18 protein-coding genes are annotated in these 16,944 nt (G+C 42.1%); 7 read left to right on the forward strand and 11 right to left on the reverse strand.

Annotation, left to right across the window (positions count from 1 at the left end; genetic code table 11):
• Positions 1 to 84: 84 nt before the first annotated feature.
• From NXS00_RS25010 to NXS00_RS25025, 4 genes are read left to right on the forward strand one after another with little or no spacing between them, the layout of a single operon-like run.
• Complete coding sequence (locus NXS00_RS25010) at positions 85 to 711, forward strand: ABC transporter ATP-binding protein (protein ID WP_258102027.1); 627 nt, start codon at positions 85 to 87, stop codon at positions 709 to 711.
• Positions 708 to 1,949, forward strand: coding sequence for an ABC transporter permease (locus tag NXS00_RS25015; RefSeq protein ID WP_258102028.1), 1,242 nt, complete (start codon positions 708 to 710; stop codon positions 1,947 to 1,949). The genes NXS00_RS25010 and NXS00_RS25015 overlap by 4 nt, the downstream gene beginning before the upstream one ends.
• Positions 1,950 to 1,952: 3 nt before the next feature.
• The gene (locus NXS00_RS25020) at positions 1,953 to 2,381 is read left to right on the forward strand and encodes a hypothetical protein (protein ID WP_258102029.1); all 429 of its coding nucleotides are present in this window, start codon (positions 1,953 to 1,955) and stop codon (positions 2,379 to 2,381) included.
• An 11-nt stretch (positions 2,382 to 2,392) separates the two neighbouring features.
• Positions 2,393 to 2,803 carry a hypothetical protein gene (locus NXS00_RS25025; protein ID WP_258102030.1) on the forward strand — a complete coding sequence of 137 codons (411 nt, stop codon included), beginning with the start codon at positions 2,393 to 2,395 and terminating at the stop codon, positions 2,801 to 2,803.
• Between the two features lies 1 nt (position 2,804).
• On the opposite strand, the gene NXS00_RS25030 is transcribed toward NXS00_RS25025, so the two are convergent.
• From NXS00_RS25030 to NXS00_RS25040, 3 genes are read right to left on the reverse strand one after another with little or no spacing between them, the layout of a single operon-like run.
• The gene (locus NXS00_RS25030) at positions 2,805 to 3,257 is read right to left on the reverse strand and encodes a c-type cytochrome (RefSeq protein WP_258102031.1); all 453 of its coding nucleotides are present in this window, start codon (positions 3,255 to 3,257) and stop codon (positions 2,805 to 2,807) included.
• Entirely contained in the window at positions 3,254 to 3,892 is a 639-nt protein-coding gene (locus NXS00_RS25035) for an SCO family protein (protein WP_258102045.1), read from the reverse strand. Before NXS00_RS25035 ends, NXS00_RS25030 begins: the two co-directional genes overlap by 4 nt.
• The gene (locus NXS00_RS25040) at positions 3,892 to 4,431 is read right to left on the reverse strand and encodes a CopD family protein (protein WP_258102032.1); all 540 of its coding nucleotides are present in this window, start codon (positions 4,429 to 4,431) and stop codon (positions 3,892 to 3,894) included. Before NXS00_RS25040 ends, NXS00_RS25035 begins: the two co-directional genes overlap by 1 nt.
• A gap of 123 nt (positions 4,432 to 4,554) precedes the next feature.
• Between NXS00_RS25040 and NXS00_RS25045 the strand changes: the two genes are divergently transcribed.
• From NXS00_RS25045 to NXS00_RS25055, 3 genes are all read left to right on the forward strand, one after another.
• Complete coding sequence (locus NXS00_RS25045) at positions 4,555 to 5,235, forward strand: Crp/Fnr family transcriptional regulator (protein ID WP_258102033.1); 681 nt, start codon at positions 4,555 to 4,557, stop codon at positions 5,233 to 5,235.
• A 119-nt stretch (positions 5,236 to 5,354) separates the two neighbouring features.
• A complete protein-coding gene (locus NXS00_RS25050; protein WP_258102034.1) occupies positions 5,355 to 6,758 on the forward strand; it encodes a sugar porter family MFS transporter in 1,404 nt (467 codons plus the stop codon).
• A 136-nt stretch (positions 6,759 to 6,894) separates the two neighbouring features.
• Positions 6,895 to 7,710, forward strand: coding sequence for a hypothetical protein (locus tag NXS00_RS25055; RefSeq protein ID WP_258102035.1), 816 nt, complete (start codon positions 6,895 to 6,897; stop codon positions 7,708 to 7,710).
• Between the two features lie 325 nt (positions 7,711 to 8,035).
• On the opposite strand, the gene NXS00_RS25060 is transcribed toward NXS00_RS25055, so the two are convergent.
• The 8 genes from NXS00_RS25060 to NXS00_RS25095 all read right to left on the reverse strand — a co-directional run bounded on the left by NXS00_RS25060 (position 8,036) and on the right by NXS00_RS25095 (position 16,486).
• Positions 8,036 to 9,439, reverse strand: a complete 1,404-nt coding sequence (locus NXS00_RS25060) for a pyridoxal phosphate-dependent decarboxylase family protein (RefSeq protein WP_258102036.1) — start codon at positions 9,437 to 9,439, stop codon at positions 8,036 to 8,038.
• 79 nt (positions 9,440 to 9,518) lie between these two features.
• Positions 9,519 to 10,937, reverse strand: coding sequence for an aminotransferase-like domain-containing protein (locus NXS00_RS25065; RefSeq protein WP_258102037.1), 1,419 nt, complete (start codon positions 10,935 to 10,937; stop codon positions 9,519 to 9,521).
• Positions 10,938 to 11,065: 128 nt separating this feature from the next.
• Complete coding sequence (locus NXS00_RS25070) at positions 11,066 to 11,929, reverse strand: hypothetical protein (RefSeq protein ID WP_258102038.1); 864 nt, start codon at positions 11,927 to 11,929, stop codon at positions 11,066 to 11,068.
• Positions 11,916 to 12,545 (reverse strand): TIGR04282 family arsenosugar biosynthesis glycosyltransferase, encoded by a 630-nt coding sequence (locus NXS00_RS25075; protein ID WP_258102039.1) that lies wholly within the window; start codon positions 12,543 to 12,545, stop codon positions 11,916 to 11,918. Before NXS00_RS25075 ends, NXS00_RS25070 begins: the two co-directional genes overlap by 14 nt.
• Complete coding sequence (locus NXS00_RS25080) at positions 12,538 to 13,041, reverse strand: rhodanese-like domain-containing protein (protein ID WP_258102040.1); 504 nt, start codon at positions 13,039 to 13,041, stop codon at positions 12,538 to 12,540. Before NXS00_RS25080 ends, NXS00_RS25075 begins: the two co-directional genes overlap by 8 nt.
• Positions 13,025 to 14,338: an MptA/MptB family glycosyltransferase gene (locus tag NXS00_RS25085; protein ID WP_258102041.1), complete on the reverse strand. Its 1,314-nt coding sequence runs from the start codon at positions 14,336 to 14,338 to the stop codon at positions 13,025 to 13,027. The genes NXS00_RS25080 and NXS00_RS25085 overlap by 17 nt, the downstream gene beginning before the upstream one ends.
• A complete protein-coding gene (locus NXS00_RS25090) occupies positions 14,322 to 15,782 on the reverse strand; it encodes a cellulose synthase family protein (protein ID WP_258102042.1) in 1,461 nt (486 codons plus the stop codon). The genes NXS00_RS25085 and NXS00_RS25090 overlap by 17 nt, the downstream gene beginning before the upstream one ends.
• 2 nt (positions 15,783 to 15,784) lie before the next feature.
• On the reverse strand, positions 15,785 to 16,486 hold the full coding sequence (locus NXS00_RS25095; RefSeq protein ID WP_258102043.1) for a glycosyltransferase family 2 protein: 702 nt from the start codon (positions 16,484 to 16,486) through the stop codon (positions 15,785 to 15,787).
• Positions 16,487 to 16,944: the final 458 nt, after the last annotated feature.

Raw genomic sequence — 16,944 nt, forward strand, 5'->3', positions numbered from 1 at the left:
AGAATGAAAGGCATAAGCTGATTGGGTTAATGTCAATAATTGGGTATAATAAATATGTAAAATAATATTTAAATAATTATATAGTTGATATCAGTAAAAAACCTCTCACATACATTTTCTGATGGCACGAAACTTACCTTTCCTGACTGGCAAGTCCAAAAAGGAGATCATTCCTTGATTCTTGGTCCATCTGGAGGAGGAAAAACCACGTTTCTTCATTTGCTATCAGGGTTATTAAAGTCTCAGGATGGAGAAATTCGGATAGAAGGTGAGAATATCGCCGCAATGAAATCATCTGAATTAGATCATTTCAGAGGTCAGCATATTGGCTTTGTTTTCCAAAAGCCACATCTGGTGAAAGGGTTGTCGGTCCATGAAAATGTGCTTTTGGCTCCTTTTTTTGGTAAGAAGCCTGAGCGTAAAAGCAAGATTGATGAAGTTTTAAAGGAGCTGGGCATTGAAGCAATCCGAAATAAAAAGATAAACGAAATCAGTCAGGGACAGGCGCAACGAGTGGCTATCGCCAGAGCGGTTATAAATGAACCGGACGTAATCTTTGGAGATGAGCCTACGGCGAGTCTGGATGATGAAAGTTGTCATGCGGTAGTGGACTTATTGCGGAAACAAGCCAATCGATGCAATGCTACCTTAATTATTGCTACTCATGATAGTAGAGTAAAGTCGGAATTTAAAAACCAGCTGACCTTATGAATATTATCTACTTAAGCTATCGAAGCATATTAGCAAAGCCACTTAGCAGTTTATTGAGTTGGTTATTGCTCACTTTTGGAGTGACAATAGTGGTACTGATCTTGTTGATTTCTAATCAACTGAAAAATGAGATTAGTAAGAACTCTCAAGGGATTGATCTAGTGATCGGAGCCAAGGGGAGTCCGCTACAGTTGATTCTTGCGAATGTCTTTCATGTGGATTTTCCTACTGGGAATATTGGGCTAAAGGAAGCAGCTAAAGTTACCAGAAGCAGATACATCGAATCGGCTATTCCTTTGTCGTTGGGTGATAGTTATCAAAATGCAAGAATTGTAGGAACTACCAAAGCCTATGCTGATCTATATGGTGGTGAAATTTCGGATGGTGTATGGTTCGAAGGGCCAATGCAAGTGGTTTTAGGAGCGGAAGCCGCTAGGAAATTGCAATTAAAAATAGGAGATGAATTCCAAAGTCAGCATGGCTTGTCTGATGATGGAGATAGCCACGATGCTCATCCATTTAAAGTGGTGGGTGTACTAACCACAACCAATACGGTTTTGGACAAGCTCATTCTGACCAGCATACAAAGCATTTGGGAGGTTCATGGTCATGAAGAGGAAGAAGAGCATCATCATGAAGAAGCAGATTCATTGGTAGAGATTAGTCATTTGGAAATAGCTGTTACTCAGGAACAATTTGATGAAGAAGAAATTACCGCCATGCTCGTCAAATATCGATCTCCGATGGGAGCTGTGATGTTGCCTCGAGCGATTAATTCGGAAAGTAGTTTTCAAGCGGCAAGTCCAGCATTTGAAACTGCCAGGCTGTTCAATATTATTGGAGTAGGGGTGCAGATACTTAACCTATTGGGAATATTGATCATATCCATTTCTGCCATAAGTGTGTTTATTGCGCTTCTAAATTCATTGAAAGACAGGAAATATGACATTGCCATCATGCGATCGATGGGAGCTACTCGTTCACAAATATTTAATCACATACTGATAGAAGGTCTTCTGATTACCTTTGTGGGCGGAATTTCTGGATTGATCATCTCACATGGATTGGTCTATGTGTTGGCATCATCCTTGGAAGGTGTAAACCCACAAGCATTTAATTTCCTAAATGAGGAATGGTTTGTGATTTTAGGGTGTTTTGTGATTGGCGCGTTGGCTTCAGTAGTCCCTGCGATCATGGCATTCAAAACGGATATTTCAAAAACATTATCAAAAGGATAACCTATGAAGATATTAGCATTTGTATTCACATTAATGAGTTTTTCGGTGATGGCACAGACGTCTGCTGAAAACTGGAAGACTCTCAGTGGGCTGGAATATGAGAAGACGAAAGATGAATACGGTGAGATATTTGTGCCCAAATTTGGTCCAACCATCAAAGCACTAGAAGGTAAAGAAATTACCCTTTCGGGTTACATCATTCCTTTCGAAGGGATGTTCGAGCCGGATCACTTGATCGTGTCTTCCGTACCGGTAGCCTCTTGTTTCTTCTGTGGAGGAGCTGGTCCAGAGTCGGTAGCTGAAATCTATTTGGATGAGCCAGTGAAGTACACTGCTAAAAAAGTGACTTTTACTGGAAAGCTTACTCTCAATGACTCAGATGTGGATCAATTGATGTACATCCTGAAGGAAGCAAAATTGGAATCAGAATAATTTTTTGACCTATGAAATATTTATCAATTATCGCTTTAGTAGCAGTTATGATCAGCTGTTCGTCACCTCAGAAAAAGACTGAGGAAGCTCAGGAGCCAACCTTGAAAGAAAAGGTGATGATGGTTCATGATGAAGTAATGCCCAAAATGGGAGAGTTGAGAAAGACTCAGAAAGAGTTACTTGTTTTGGTGGATTCATCAGCTGCAGATTCTGTAGTTGCAGCCAAATACCAGGAGCTTGCTCGTGAGATTGAAGTTGCCAATGAGTCTATGATGAATTGGATGAGAAACTTCGAGCCGGATTTTGCAGGTACTCCTGAAGAAGAAGAGGAATATCTACAAGGTGAACTTGAAAAAATAGAAACAGTGAAATCAGACATGCTGAAATCACTGGAAGAAGGTAAAAAGGCGCTTACCGAATAATTCAATCATTGCATTTCTTCAGCCAGATGCTTACGTCTCTGGTTGAAGAAATTCCTGCTTCATTTCCCCAGGAGTTACTCACATAAGTCAGAATTTCAGCTACTTCGATAGGTGTTAAAGTTTCTAAACCAGGCATTGGCTGACTAAAAACTCTTCCACTGACCGTAATTTCTCCTTCTACTCCATTCTTGATGATACATGCAGCACGCTTTAAGTCGGACATCAAATAATCAGACTTGGCTAAAGGCGGATATAACTGAGCTAACCCTTCTCCATTCTTTTGGTGGCAATTCGCGCAATGCGTGAGGTACAGTCGTTTTCCCTGTACCATGTATTGACGAAGACGTACTTCTGTTCTGTGATCCATTTCCTGATCAGAACCGTCGGTAGACTCTTTCCCAGATCCACATGCAGCAAGCAATCCGGCTACTATCAGAATGTAGAAATACCTCATTTTCTCTTGGTCAGTCGTTTGATGTCGTTAATCAATACGTCCACTTGCTCTGGGACTGTTCCATCATAAACTCCTCTGATACGGCCTTTCTTGTCAACCAATAGGAAAGCTCCACTGTGGATGTATCCTCCAGCAGCTTCTTCATCCTCATTTGCTACCACCATGTAACTGGTCTCGCCGATATCATAAATTTCATCTTTGTCACCAGTAACGAAATGCCATTTGGAAGACTCTACACCAAGCTTCTCTGCAAAATCATGAAGTACAGCTACGGTATCGTGGGTAGGATCTATCGAGTGGCTTAGGATAGCTACTTCAGGATCGTTTTTATATTCTTCATATACTCTGAGCATTTGCTGTTTCATTACAGGACAAATTGTTGGGCAGGAAGTAAAGAAGAAATCAGCCACATAGACTTGGTTATTGAATGTTGCATTCGTGATGATCGAGCTATCCTGATCTACAAATTCGAAAGGAGCAATGGTATGATACAAGGTGTCAGTCACCGTTTTGCCATTCACTTCCCGGTCTACATATTCTTTTTGACCATAGATGGGTAGTTCATAAGATGACTTTACTTCATTGCAACCAAATGCAAATAGTGTGATAATTACTGCTAGGGTTGATAATCGCATCATGATGCTTTTTCTCTTAATCGTTTGTAAATTTTTATTGCTAACATCAGCAAGATCGCAAAGGCAAAGATCCCGATTGTTCCCCAAACCCAACTCAAGGTGTTTTTAAGAACAACGAGGTATACTACTGCCACTAAAATCAATGTTGCCACTTCATTCCATAGTCTCAATTGATTCGACGACCATTTGGTTTCTCCTTTTTGGAGTTTTTTGTAAAGAATATGACAAATGATATGGTATATGACCAATAGCCCGACAAATCCCAATTTTATGTGCATGAACGGCATGCTCAGCCAGCTCGGTTGAATAATCAATAGCCACGGGCCAAAAATCAATGTCAAAATAGCTGAGGGCCAGGTAATTGCGAACCATAAGCGCTTGGACATGATGGCCAGCTGATTACTCAATATGGAACGTTCAGGCTCGTCTTTTTCTAGTGCTTCCGTTTGATAGATAAACAGTCTAACGATGTAAAAAAGCCCCGCAAACCAGGTGACTACAAAGATGATATGAAGTGCTTTGACGTTTAAATAGTCCATGAGTGAGACATTTTAAGGAGAAATCTTGTTAGACTTACATTCGCCTTTTGGCGATGCAAAAGTGCATCTCAAAAGGGGATTAATCAAACATTTTAGTCATTAGCCAAACTGAAGCTAGTCATTATGAGTGAAGCAACTAAGCTATGGTACTTTGAAAACGTAGATCTGTTCGAAATTCTATGTCCTAGAAAGACCCCTGGTCTGGAAGAAAAGCATGAACCGAATGTTTTTGCCAAAGATGAGTTCATTTATTTCCCGGATGAGCAATCCATGAATATTTACATGATCGCTGATGGTCGTGTGAAAATTGGTACTTACAGTGATGATGGTAAGGAGATCGTAAAGGCTATTTTGACGAAAGGGGAAATTTTTGGAGAACTGGCTTTAGCAGGAGAGGAGAAGCGTACCGATTTCGCACAAGCGATGAATACCAATACCAGAGTTTGTCCGATGACTGTAGACAACCTTCAGGACCTGATGAAAGATAACCAGGCGCTCAACCTGAAGATCTTCAAAATTCTAGGTTTCCGTCTGCGTAAGATGGAGCGAAGAATAGAATCACTGGTTTTTAAAGATGCCAGGACTCGTATTGTCGAGTTTCTGAAAGAAATGGCGGAAGAGAAAGGTCAGAAAGTGGGCTTTGAAATGATGATCAAAAATCATTTGACTCATAAAGATATTGCTAGCCTAACTGGTACTTCTCGTCAAACGGTTACTACTGTGATGAATGAACTACGAGAAGAGAATGTCATCACCTTTGATAGACGCAGAATTCTAATAAGAGATATGGCTAAATTGACTTAAAGTCAAATTGACTATATTGCCAAATCATACCTGATTAAAGACAATAGATACCCCTGTTTTTCGGTGGTATCGTCGTTATTTGGGAAACAAAAGATTGATGTCTTTAACCTTTAAATGATTTGGAAACACAACAAACAACCAACAACTTTTATATCATTCTCATTTCCCTGGTTGCTACCCTTGGCGGCTTTTTGTTCGGATTTGACAGTGGGGTGATCAATGGCACCGTAAAGGGGCTGGAAGCAGCCTTCAACTCGGAAGATGTAGCCAGTGGATTCAATGTGGCGAGTATGCTACTTGGATGCGCAGTAGGTGCCTTTTTTGCTGGAAACTTGGCAGACAAATATGGTCGTAAGACCATGCTTTTGGTAGCCTCTATTTTATTCATCATATCGGCATGGGGATCAGGAATCGCCACTTCTTCTGGCGAATTTATCATTTACAGAATTTTGGGCGGTCTTGCAGTAGGTGCGGCTTCAGTAATGGCACCGGCGTATATCAGTGAGATAGCTCCAGCAAAATATCGTGGTGCCTTGGCTACGGTACAGCAGATTGCGATTATCTCAGGTCTGTTCTTCTCCTTTTTAAGTAATTACCTTTTGGCAGGTGTTTCTGGTTCTGCTGAGAATGTCCTTTGGCTGGGTTATGAAACCTGGAGATGGATGTTTTGGATGGAATTGATTCCTGCTTTCACGTTCATGATTTCGTTATTCTTCATACCATATAGCCCAAGGTATTTGATGGCGGGTCAAAAGAAAGACCAGGCAATGAAAGTATTGACAAGACTCTATGGAGCCGTTTCTGCTGAGAAAAAGATTGGTGAGATACAAAAATCTCTATCTACTGATCATCAGCCCAAGATGTCTGACTTGTTTGATAAGGTAAAAGGTAGAATCAGACCAATCGTTTGGATTGGAATAGGATTAGCCACTTTTCAGCAGTTGGTTGGTATCAACGTGGTGTTTTACTACGGTGCGGTGCTTTGGCAAGCAGTTGGCTTTGGTGAAAGTGATGCATTATTGATCAACGTACTGTCTGGAGCATTGAGTATTCTCGCGGTGGTTGTTTCTCTTTTATTGGTTGATAAGTTGGGACGTAAACCGATCCTGGTGATAGGCTCTGTTGGAATGGCAGTTGCTCTGGCACTTGTGGTCGTTGCTTTTGCTTCAGGAAGCTTAGGAGCCGATGGTAATTTGGCTTTGTCTGACAGTATGGGAATATTGGCACTTGTTGCAGCCAATGCCTACGTAGTGTTCTTCAATTTCTCCTGGGGACCTGTGATGTGGGTGATGCTCGGAGAAATGTTCCCGAATCAGTTAAGAGGTTCTGGGTTGGCCATTTCTGGATTAGCACAGTGGATTTCCAACTTCCTTGTGACTTTAACATTCCCTATTTTATTGGTAGGAGCAGGATTAGCTTTTGCCTATGGTATTTATACAGCATTCGCGTTTATCTCCATCTTCTTCGTGGTGAAGTATGTCTACGAAACGAAAGGTAAAGAATTGGAGGAAATGGAAGGATAAAATCCATTTTCGATAAATGGCTTTTTAATGAGAGGGAGATGCCTGTTTAGGTATCTCCTTTTTTGTTGATGAAGTTTCAACCATTTCGGCACAACCTTTGTCTTAGATACAGCAGAATCAAAAACATTAAAAACTTATGAAACGTACTGGAGCTATATTTTTAGGTGCTATAATAGCGCTAACAGCAATTTTGAGCAGTTGTAGTGACGATTCTGAAGATCATGGAACACCGCCGGAGTTGCCACCATCTTCTTCTATGTCTGTCAATTTGGGAAATTTTCCTCAAAATGGCGGGGGACGTGTTGATGCTACAGATGGTAGCGGCAATTACGCTTTTGCTGCTTTGAATGTAGGCATCTGGCAAACGATAATTGGTGCGAGCATCATTATTCCTGCGGCGGCATTTGAAGCTGCTACTGATCAATCGTTTCAGTATTCTGAAGCGGAAGGCAAGTGGATCTCTGAATACTCAGTGAATGCTGGCGGTCAGGCAATCGATGCAGAACTGTTGGCTGAGGTTACTGGTGAAACAGTGATCTGGGAAATGTATCTTTCTGTTAATGGCCAATTTGATCGATTCCTATGGTTCTCAGGTGAATCAAGAGTAGATAATTCAGGTGGAGAATGGGTGCTGTATGCAAGTCCAGATAGACCTGTTGAAGTTTTGACGATCGACTGGGATCGAGTAGAAGGTGATGCAGTAAACTCGCTTTTCACTTTGGTGGATGCTGATAACTCAAAATCAAGTAGCTATATCGAATATGGTTTGACTACTGAAGCGGGATTTACACACTTCTACGATGTATCCATTACTGATACGGAAGATGATGATTATGACCTATACATCTACTTTAATGAAGAAACGAAAGTTGGTAAAGTAAAATCCAATGCATATTTCGGTGATGACAACTGGAGATGTTGGGATGATACTTTGGAAGATACAGATTGTTAAACCCGGATTATTCAATAGAATATTAGAAGATGGCAATCCAAATATTCTATTGAATATTGACGAAATAATTCTTTACTCAAGAATTATTTGTCAGGGTAACCCTGACAAAGCAAAGCTTTCGTCAGCCCTTAGGGCAAATTATGCTTTAAAGCATAATTTGGGTTAAAAAGTAAATAGAAGCTGTCATTTCGACGTAGCCTGCCTACCGGTTAGGTAGGGAGAAATCCATCTTCACATTTGAAGGATATACTTTCTTTTGAAGATGGATTTTTTATTTTCTAAGAATGACAATCTAAACGATTTAAGACAGCTTCTAATAGTTACCTCATATCAAGTTGATAACCTCCAGAAGCTCTTTTTCTACGAGCTCTACATCCTCGTCCGTAGTTCTCCAATTCACCAAGGCAGCTCTGATTCCTTTGGTTTTATTGAATACCGTAGGAGTCATAAACACTTTGCCGCGACCGTTCAGCACATCCAGAAAAGTATCCAATTTGTCAGATAAGGTTTCATTCAATGTAAAACAGACGGTGTTTAGTCGGGTTGGCGCTAACAGTCGAAATTCGTCTGTTGAGTCAATGAAGTTTCCAAGCCGCTGAGCCTGTGCAATGTTGCGAGTAACAATTTCTTCGTATCCTGATTTACCATAAGCTTTGAGGGTGAACCATGTTGCCAGGGCTTTGAATCGGCGAGAATTCTCCGGAAGGAAATTCAGGAAGTTGAAATTTTCTAATGGATCACCGAGATATGGCGCATTGGAGTTTTGAAAGGTTTCTATCTGCAGCTTCGCATGTTCTTTCCGAGTAAAAAAGAAGGCGCTTTCATAAGGTACATTGAGCCATTTGTGTCCGTCTATGGTAATGCTGTCAGCCAACTCCCAGCCTTTCAATAGGTGCTTGTGTTGCTCACTAAGTACAGCAAATCCACCAAACGCAGCATCAATGTGCCACCAGAAGTTGTGTTTTTTCTTCAGTTGAGCAATAGCCTGCATATCATCATAATCTACCGTATTGACCGTACCTCCACTAGATATTAGGATAAATGGAGCACCATTTAATTGTTCAATTTGACTTTCCAAAGCCGCTACATCCATGGATTCTCGCGAAGGGTCTATGGTGTTCACGAATGAAATATTGCTACTACCCAGACCCAGCATGGCGATGGCTTTGATGGATGAAGAATGCGGAACTGCTGCCAATACTTTTATAGGTTGTTGGATGCCTTCTTTTGCGGCATCAAATCCTAGCTCTTTTCCTATCCACTGCCTGGCTACACCCAGACAAGTAAAATTGGACATGGTTGCTCCAGTCACAAAGCCTCCCAGAAAGGTGTTAGATGGTAGCTCAAATAGTTCCAGAAGCATGTTGATGGTTTCCAATTCTATCGCTCCAGAGAGGTCACCATGCCCTTTGGCTGTTTGTGTGTTTTGGTCATAGATAGTGGCGAGGATGTCGCCCATAATAGCTGCCGGAGTAGTTCCTCCGGTAACAAATCCCCAATACCTTGGGCCAGCGGATGCCACCATCAGCTTTTCATACCTCGATGTGAATTCTGCTAGTGTTGACGTTCCCCCAGAACCGGTTAAGGGCAGAGGTAGTTGATCCGTGATGGATTGGTTGACCGAAGTGGGAAGTTCATTTAGTTGCTGAAGGTAGTCGACGCCTTGCGAAAGAGTATTCTGTAGCAGTTGCTCCAGGTTTTGCAGATCGTTGTGTAGTGCTTGATTCATGTGAAGCGTGGATTTAATGGATATAAAAGTCCTGTACTGGTACTTTTCAGTATCAGTGAAATGTTCGTTTTGTAAATGATTATAGGTTTTTCGCTAGTTGTCCCAGCGTTTTGATTGCATCATCAATTTCTGAAGTAAATGGTGCTCCAAAACTGATTCGGAAATAGTTTTTGAAATTGGAGTGAGTGAAAAACACCTGACCGGGGGCGATACGGATTCCTTTTTGCAATGCATTTCTGTAGAGTGTCAGGGCATCCTTGGATTTCGTCAGTTCCAGCCATAACACAAATCCTCCTTGTGGATTGGAACTGGCTATCTTGTTTGGAAAGCAATCATAAATGGCACGTTTGTATTGTAGATGCTGAGTTTTTAAAGCATTTCGTAATTTTTTGAGGTGAAACTCATACCTGCCAAATTCTAAAAAGTGAGCGGTGATCGCTTGTACAATCGAAGACGTGCTGATATTGGTGATGCTTTTCTTTCTTAGAATTTCAGCATGAAATCGACCGGGTATGCACCACCCAATTCTATAGCCTGGCATGAGTGTTTTGGAGAGGGATGAACAGTAAATCACCCATCCTTCCTGATCAAAGGTTTTTATGGTTTTAGGTCGTTTATCTCCAAAGTAGAGTTCTCCATTAATATCATCTTCTATGATGGGAACCTGATAAGCTGCGGCCATCTCAGCTAGTTCTTTTTTATGCTGATCAGGAATGGCGGTGCCATTCGGGTTATTGAAGTTTGGCGTGAGTAAAATGGCCTTGACTGGTTTTTGTTGCAGTGTTTCTTTCAGGTCTTCAATAGAAATGCCAGCAACAGGATCGCCTGGGATTTCAATAACTGACAAGTTCAGCGATTCCATTAGCTGGAGTAAACCATAAAAAGCAGGGCTCTCTACTGCGATGATGTCTCCTGGCTGAGTGAGGGCAGAAAGGGTAAGAGCAACAGCTTCCATGCATCCATTGGTGATGATCACTTCATCTTCGGTGAACGATTTGTCCCAGGAAAGTGAAAGCTGAGCCAATTGCCGTCTGAGTTGGTTGTTGCCAGCGACTGACTCATATCCAATGGCGGCAACAGGGTCATTCAAATAGCACTTCTGAATGCTTTTTTTGATTTTGGCGAGAGGGAGTAGTTCCGGAGCAGGAACTGCTAAACCAAAATCTAATTGTACGTCAGGATGATTTAGTGAAGACAAAAACTCCTTGACCAGATCGGCGTTTTTTACTGTTTTTTCTTGGTTTTCAAATGGCGTTTTGGAAGGAAGGTCTGGTGTTATGGGATGGTAGCACACATAATACCCCGATTTGGGTTTTGATTCTATGAGGCCGGAAGCTTCTAAATCAAAATATGCACGGAAGATCGTGGCCTGACTTACTCCCAAATCGCTGCTCATACCTCTGACAGATCGTAGTTTATCACCAGGCTTAATAGCTCCTGAAATAATAGCTGTTCGAATAGTGTCAGCAATCTGTTCGTATCGGAATTGTACTTGCATAGCAGATTCGGTTTTTAATAAATCAAGCAGTTCAGATCGAAGTACGAAAAGATTTATGAATCACAAAAACCAATGATCAAATTCTTGATCTGCTATGCACTAAAAAGTGAAAACTGAATCTGTTTTGCCTACTCATGATTCCAGTAAGCATCTCTGGTTAGAGATTTTAGTGAAAGTTTTCTGCCATCAGTCGCTTCCATTTTCAACAGGATATTGGGATACACATCATTGATCCAATAGGTAAGATTGGATCCTTCGGTTCTGGTAACGGAAACTTTCCAGGGTTCATTTATTAGGTCGCTATCAATTTCGGTAAGCTCGTTCATAGATGCTTTTTCAATAGCAATGGTAGCTTTTTCAGAAACAGGAACACTTGCTTTACTTGAAACTTGCATAGGGTACAGATCAACTTCAAACTGTAGCCCCTCTTCGAAATCCAATGTTCTGAGAGTGTAGCTCAGCTGATCTTCAAACCATGGACCTTTCTCGATGGTGGTTGTTCCGTTGCCCTGACCATCCCAGTAACTCATGTACTGGAAGTCATATTGATTTCCATTTTCCAGGAAAGATTTGGCCGTATTGCCACACCACTCCTGACTGGTGTTGGTGAGCTTATGTACCTGATGTGGTGATTCTCGCTTGTAGAAAACCGAGGTGAGGTAATGATATGGATATTTCAGGGTTTCAATTCGGCAAAACTTGTTCACCTTCATGACGGGATACAAGTCTGATCGATTGTAATCGTCTGTTTTGACGCGGAACTCTTGATTGAATTCCTCTTTGACCAGCACGTAGACATACTCAAACTTTCTCGTCTTGCCATAAACCACTCGTTCGGCATCATAGATCGCTACTTCAGCTTGGCCATCATCCCAAAGTTGGTCCTTGGCCCATTGCTCATTGATGTAATCTGGAGCTGGCTGAGTAGCTGGACTACAAGCAAAAAGGGCTGCACAAAGCAGCCCTAAACTTAAATTCTTATTTACCGTCATCGTCTGGATCAACAAATTCAAATTCAATATCCGAATCCTTCAAATCCTGGAAGGTGTCTATGTCACTCAGTTCTGGAAGCAAATGGAATTCTGCATCCATTTGACCAATTTCAGTCAGTACGTCACTGAGTACCTTATCATGACTGTATTTCTTGTCATGGAAAAGAGCTGGATAGAGTTTGTTCATTCCGATTAGGTAATAACCACCATCTGTTGCCGGTCCGATTACCACATCGTTTTCATCCAGTTTGTCAAATGCTTCTTCGATGACTTCTTCACTAAGTTGCCAACAGTCTGTACCAATGATCACTACTCGCTCATATCCTTTGTCAAAAGCAAATTCAAATGCATTTTGCATTCGGTCTCCAAGATCTGGACCTTTTTGAACTTGCAATTTGTATTCGTCCGTATCCCAGATGTCTTCGATTTCTACATACTCCGAGTAAAAAACGACTTTTGAGCAATCCAACTCTTTAGTAACTTCATACGTATGTTCTACCAGGTATTTGTACACGTCCAGCGCACCGTCAATACCTATGTCAGCAGCCAGTCTGGTTTTTACCTGACCTGGGATAAGGTTCTTTACAAATACGATTAATAGATCTTTTTTAGTCATACACTTTTACGCCTTTATATAGCCACTGAGACCAGTTCTTGTTGTACGTATGTACACTATCAGTGGGTTCTTGATTGATGTTGAATACTGTGTTACCTTGATTTTTCCAGTCAAAGATACCGCCATATAGGTTGCTCACGTTTTCAAAACCCATTTTTTGCATCTTTTCTCCGATGCGTTCACTTCTGTAGCCAACGGAGCAATACACCACCACTTTGGCGTCTTTGGGAATATCACCGATTAGATTTTTGTCAAAATCATCATAGCCAATTAATCGAGCGCCAGGTATATGGCTTACACGAAATTCTTCGGGCTCTCTTGCATCCAGAATGAACACATCACCTTGTTTTTTCAGGTTTTCCAATTGATCCGAATTCACAATGGGAACGGTGTTTTTGTACAAGCTTTTCATTTTCTCATCAAACGACTGCTGTCCGCAAGCGGGGAGCCAGATCATCCCGATGATGAAGGCCAAAAGGCTATGAATTTTTCGCATTGCTTTTTTTAACAGTTTCAATGATTAAAACACTAAGTACCACGGTATATTCCAAAACCAACCAACCCGCAGATAGTTCGAATCCGGTGCTGGTGTAGCCAAAATAAGTTACGAAGATTAGCAATGACCAGATGATAGGAAACCAATATTTTGTTAGCACGCCGAGCATAATCAATGGAATGATGTACCATGGATGCACGGTGGTGGCCAATGCCAAATAGATGGTCAATGACCAAAGCATGATCTCTTCAATGCTCCACTGCCTTTTCTTCCCAATCCAGGCAATGAGAAGAATGGCTAATAAAGTGACTATAGATAAGGCTGGTCCTAAAGTGCCTATGATGTTGTATCCTTTTACCCAAAATCCGATTTCTCGAATGAGGTAATAGATGCTGGCGTTGAATTCAAATTTCTGAAAATACAAGCCTAAGCTCGATGACATGGACTCAATAAGTGCTGCATCGATCATGGGTAAGAAGGAAACCACTCCCAATATTCCTGCGATCAATGTGGTGGTTACGCCTGATTTGAAGTCTTTTCGGAAAAGTAGTGCCGGCAAATAAATCAGTGGAAGCAGTTTGGTGGCGATGGCCAATCCAAATCCAATTCCTGATTTCCAGTAACTGGATTGCTTGAAATAGTAAATCCCGATCACCATAAAAGTGACCACCAGTAGTTCGAAGTGCAGATTGCCAACTCCTTCCAGAATCACCAAAGGATTCAGCCAATACCAGTTGGCTCTGACCAGGTCATGGCCTGAGCTTTTTAGTATTTTTCTGATGAAATAATAAGTGGTCAGATCACCTGCCAGCAAAAAGAAGCGAATCACATTGGCTGAAACCAGCCAATTGTCATTGCCTATCCAGGAACTAAGCCAAAAGATGAATTGATTCAGCGGAGGATAAATGGCAAAGTATTCCTTGGAGTTGAGTTTTTCATACAGCTCATAACTCAACCCGTCAGGCATAGCATCTTTAGTTGCAATGGTTGATGGAAGCTCTTCAAATGGGCTCATGCCATTTTGAATAAGCGCTCCATCCCAGATAAATCGATAGATGTCATCTGATAGCATCGGTAGACCTACGAATAACAGCAGTCGACTAGCCAGGCCTACGGTGAAAGTTGCGGATTGGGCAGGCGGAAACTTGCACAGCCAGAAATATCCAAAGAAAGCTGAAAAGTAGGCCAACCCTAAAGGCAACGTTTCATGTCTGGGGACAATCAAGCCCACGGTTGATATTCCAGCAATCAGAATAAAAATGCTTGTGTATTGTGCAGTATTATTCTGCTGTTGCATTAGGGACTTTTTTCAAAGACAGGTAAAAAACGGATGCAAACCCAAGGCAGAGCATCAGGTGGAATAAGATCAATCCAAAATCTTTGAGCACAAATGCGGACATCACCCCAAAAGCAAAATAAGCAGCCATGAAGCCTTCCAAAATCGTCAGGAAGGAGATCTTTTGTTTCAGGTAAGTATTTCCTTTCCAGCTGTCGGACTTGTTCACAATGTTGAACTTTGGTGTTCTGATAAACGGCGTTTTGATGCCCAAATAGCCTTCCGTAACCGCAATGGCGTTATGCAAGGACATTCCCATCGAAAAGGTTAGGAAGAGCGGGAAATTCTTAATGTAATACGTCAGTGAAAAGTTCTTCGCCGTGGCTTTAGTGGCGATCCAGTAAAAGACCGTCATTCCTACAAAACCGATGATGAAGACACTCGCCAGATTGAATAGTAAGTTGAAATCTGGATTACCTTTTTTGATGTAGAGCATCGGTATAGACAATACCGCTCCAATGACTAGAAAAAGAAAAACCGAACTGTTAAGCAAGTGCAAAACCGCATGCCATTTGACGGGTGCACTTAGCTTGGATAGGATCACTTTGCCCAGGTTCTTGCGAGCAGTTTCTGCCGCACCTTTATTCCATCGGTATTGCTGTGACTTGATGGCCGGCACTAATACTGGCAGCTCCGCCGGGGAAGTGACATCCTCCAGGTATTTGAACTTCCAACCTTTCAGCTGAGCTCGGTAACTCAAATCCAAATCTTCAGTAAGCGTATCATGTTGCCAACCGCCAGCATCTTCGATGCATGTCTTTCTCCATACGCCAGCCGTACCATTGAAGTTCATAAACTTACCAGAGCTATTTCGACCCAATTGCTCCACAGAGAAGTGTGCATTCAGCCCAAAGGCCTGCATTTTGGTCAGGATGCTGTAATCTTCATTGATGTGGCCCCAGCGAGTTTGCACCATCCCGATTTCATCTGAGAAGTGTGCCAGAGTTTTTAATAAAAAGTCCGGTTCCGGTAAGAAGTCCGCATCAAAGATGGCGATGAATTCACCAGTGGCTTTCTGAGTTCCATAAGCCAATGCTCCGGCTTTAAATCCCACACGCTCTGGTCGCTGGATGTGCTGCACATTGATGCCTTTTTGTTGCCATTCAGCCGTTTTGTTAGCAATGATCTCCACAGTTTCGTCTGTGGAGTCATCCAGTATCTGTATTTCCAGTTGATCCAAGGGATAGTCTAGTCGGCAGACCGCATCGATGAGGCGCTTTACCACATATTTTTCATTGTATACCGGCAGCTGTACGGTCACTTTCGGGTAGGAGGTAAGCTCCAGAGTAGCATTGGCCTTTCTTTTGGTTTTCTTATACAGAATGGCCAGATAGAGTTGTTCCAAACTAAAGATGCTGATGACCAATAGCGCAACGATGTATCCGATGACAACAATCCAACTCATGTTTAGAGGTATCTGAAAATGGTTAGAATGATTTTGTAGCCTGCCATGATGGTTCCCTTCACTGTTCCTGAAACTTTGCTAACACCAATTCTCTGTCGATAGTTTACAGCAACTTCCGTGGTTTTCATTTTCAATTTAGCAGCTTTGAGTTGCATTTCTACCGTCCAGCCGTAATTTGTGTCCGCCATTTTCATCGCAAGCAGCGACGAATATTTTACCGCTCTGAATGGTCCCAAATCAGTGTACTCATGTTTGTAGAACCACTTAATCAAACTGGTTGCCAGCCAGTTGCCAAAAACCTGCTGTGGAGTCATAGAACCGCGTTCTTTTCGCCCCAAAGCACGTGAGCCAATGACCATGTCCATTCCATCTTCCAGGATGGGTTTGACCAGTTCTGGTAACTGCTCCGGATAGTCCGAATGGTCCCCATCTAAGAACACCACAATGTCCGGATGAGTTGCAGATTGCGCTATATGATCCATGCCTTTCAAGCATGCCTGACCATATCCTCGCCGTTCTTCTTTGAGCGCCGTAGCTCCGTGCGATTGGGCTTTGTGGTACGTGTCATCAAACGAGCCATTGTCCACCACGATGATCTCACTGACCCAATCCTGAGGAATCTCATCTATGACCATCCCAACAGCATTTTGCTCATTGAATGCCGGAATAATCACACGTACATCTGGTCTCTTTTGGTTCGCCACACCTTTTAATTTCGCGGGCAAAGTTACCTTTTCGAAGTGCTAATCCCTTGTCCCATACCAGACATTTGCTGTATTTACCTGGCAACTTCTATGGTGATCGTGTTTATAAGATGAATTTGCCTAGATAAGGAAATCGTCATTGCGAAGCTTAAGGGCGGATAGAGGGAAGCAAGCTGAGGCAATCTCTTTGAAAAGGTAATGATGCCTTTAGCCATCATTTGGATTTAGGACGCCCCTCCGCTCAACTCCATTGCACCAGACCGGCGCTGGCGGGTCTGGCGCACCTCCGCATCTAGTTGTAGTAGATTGGGGAGTGGTAGAGCTTCGGGGTGGTCAGGTCCTGAAATAGGTTGACACAAACAGTGTCAAAAATGGATAAACAAGAAAAGTCAAATGACTTGGTAAAATACAAATCAGGCTCAGGTTATCGAGCGTCTTTCAAACATCATGTGGTTTTG

Origin of the sequence: Marinoscillum pacificum (genome assembly GCF_024714495.1) — a bacterium.
Taxonomy (GTDB): domain Bacteria; phylum Bacteroidota; class Bacteroidia; order Cytophagales; family Cyclobacteriaceae; genus Marinoscillum; species Marinoscillum pacificum.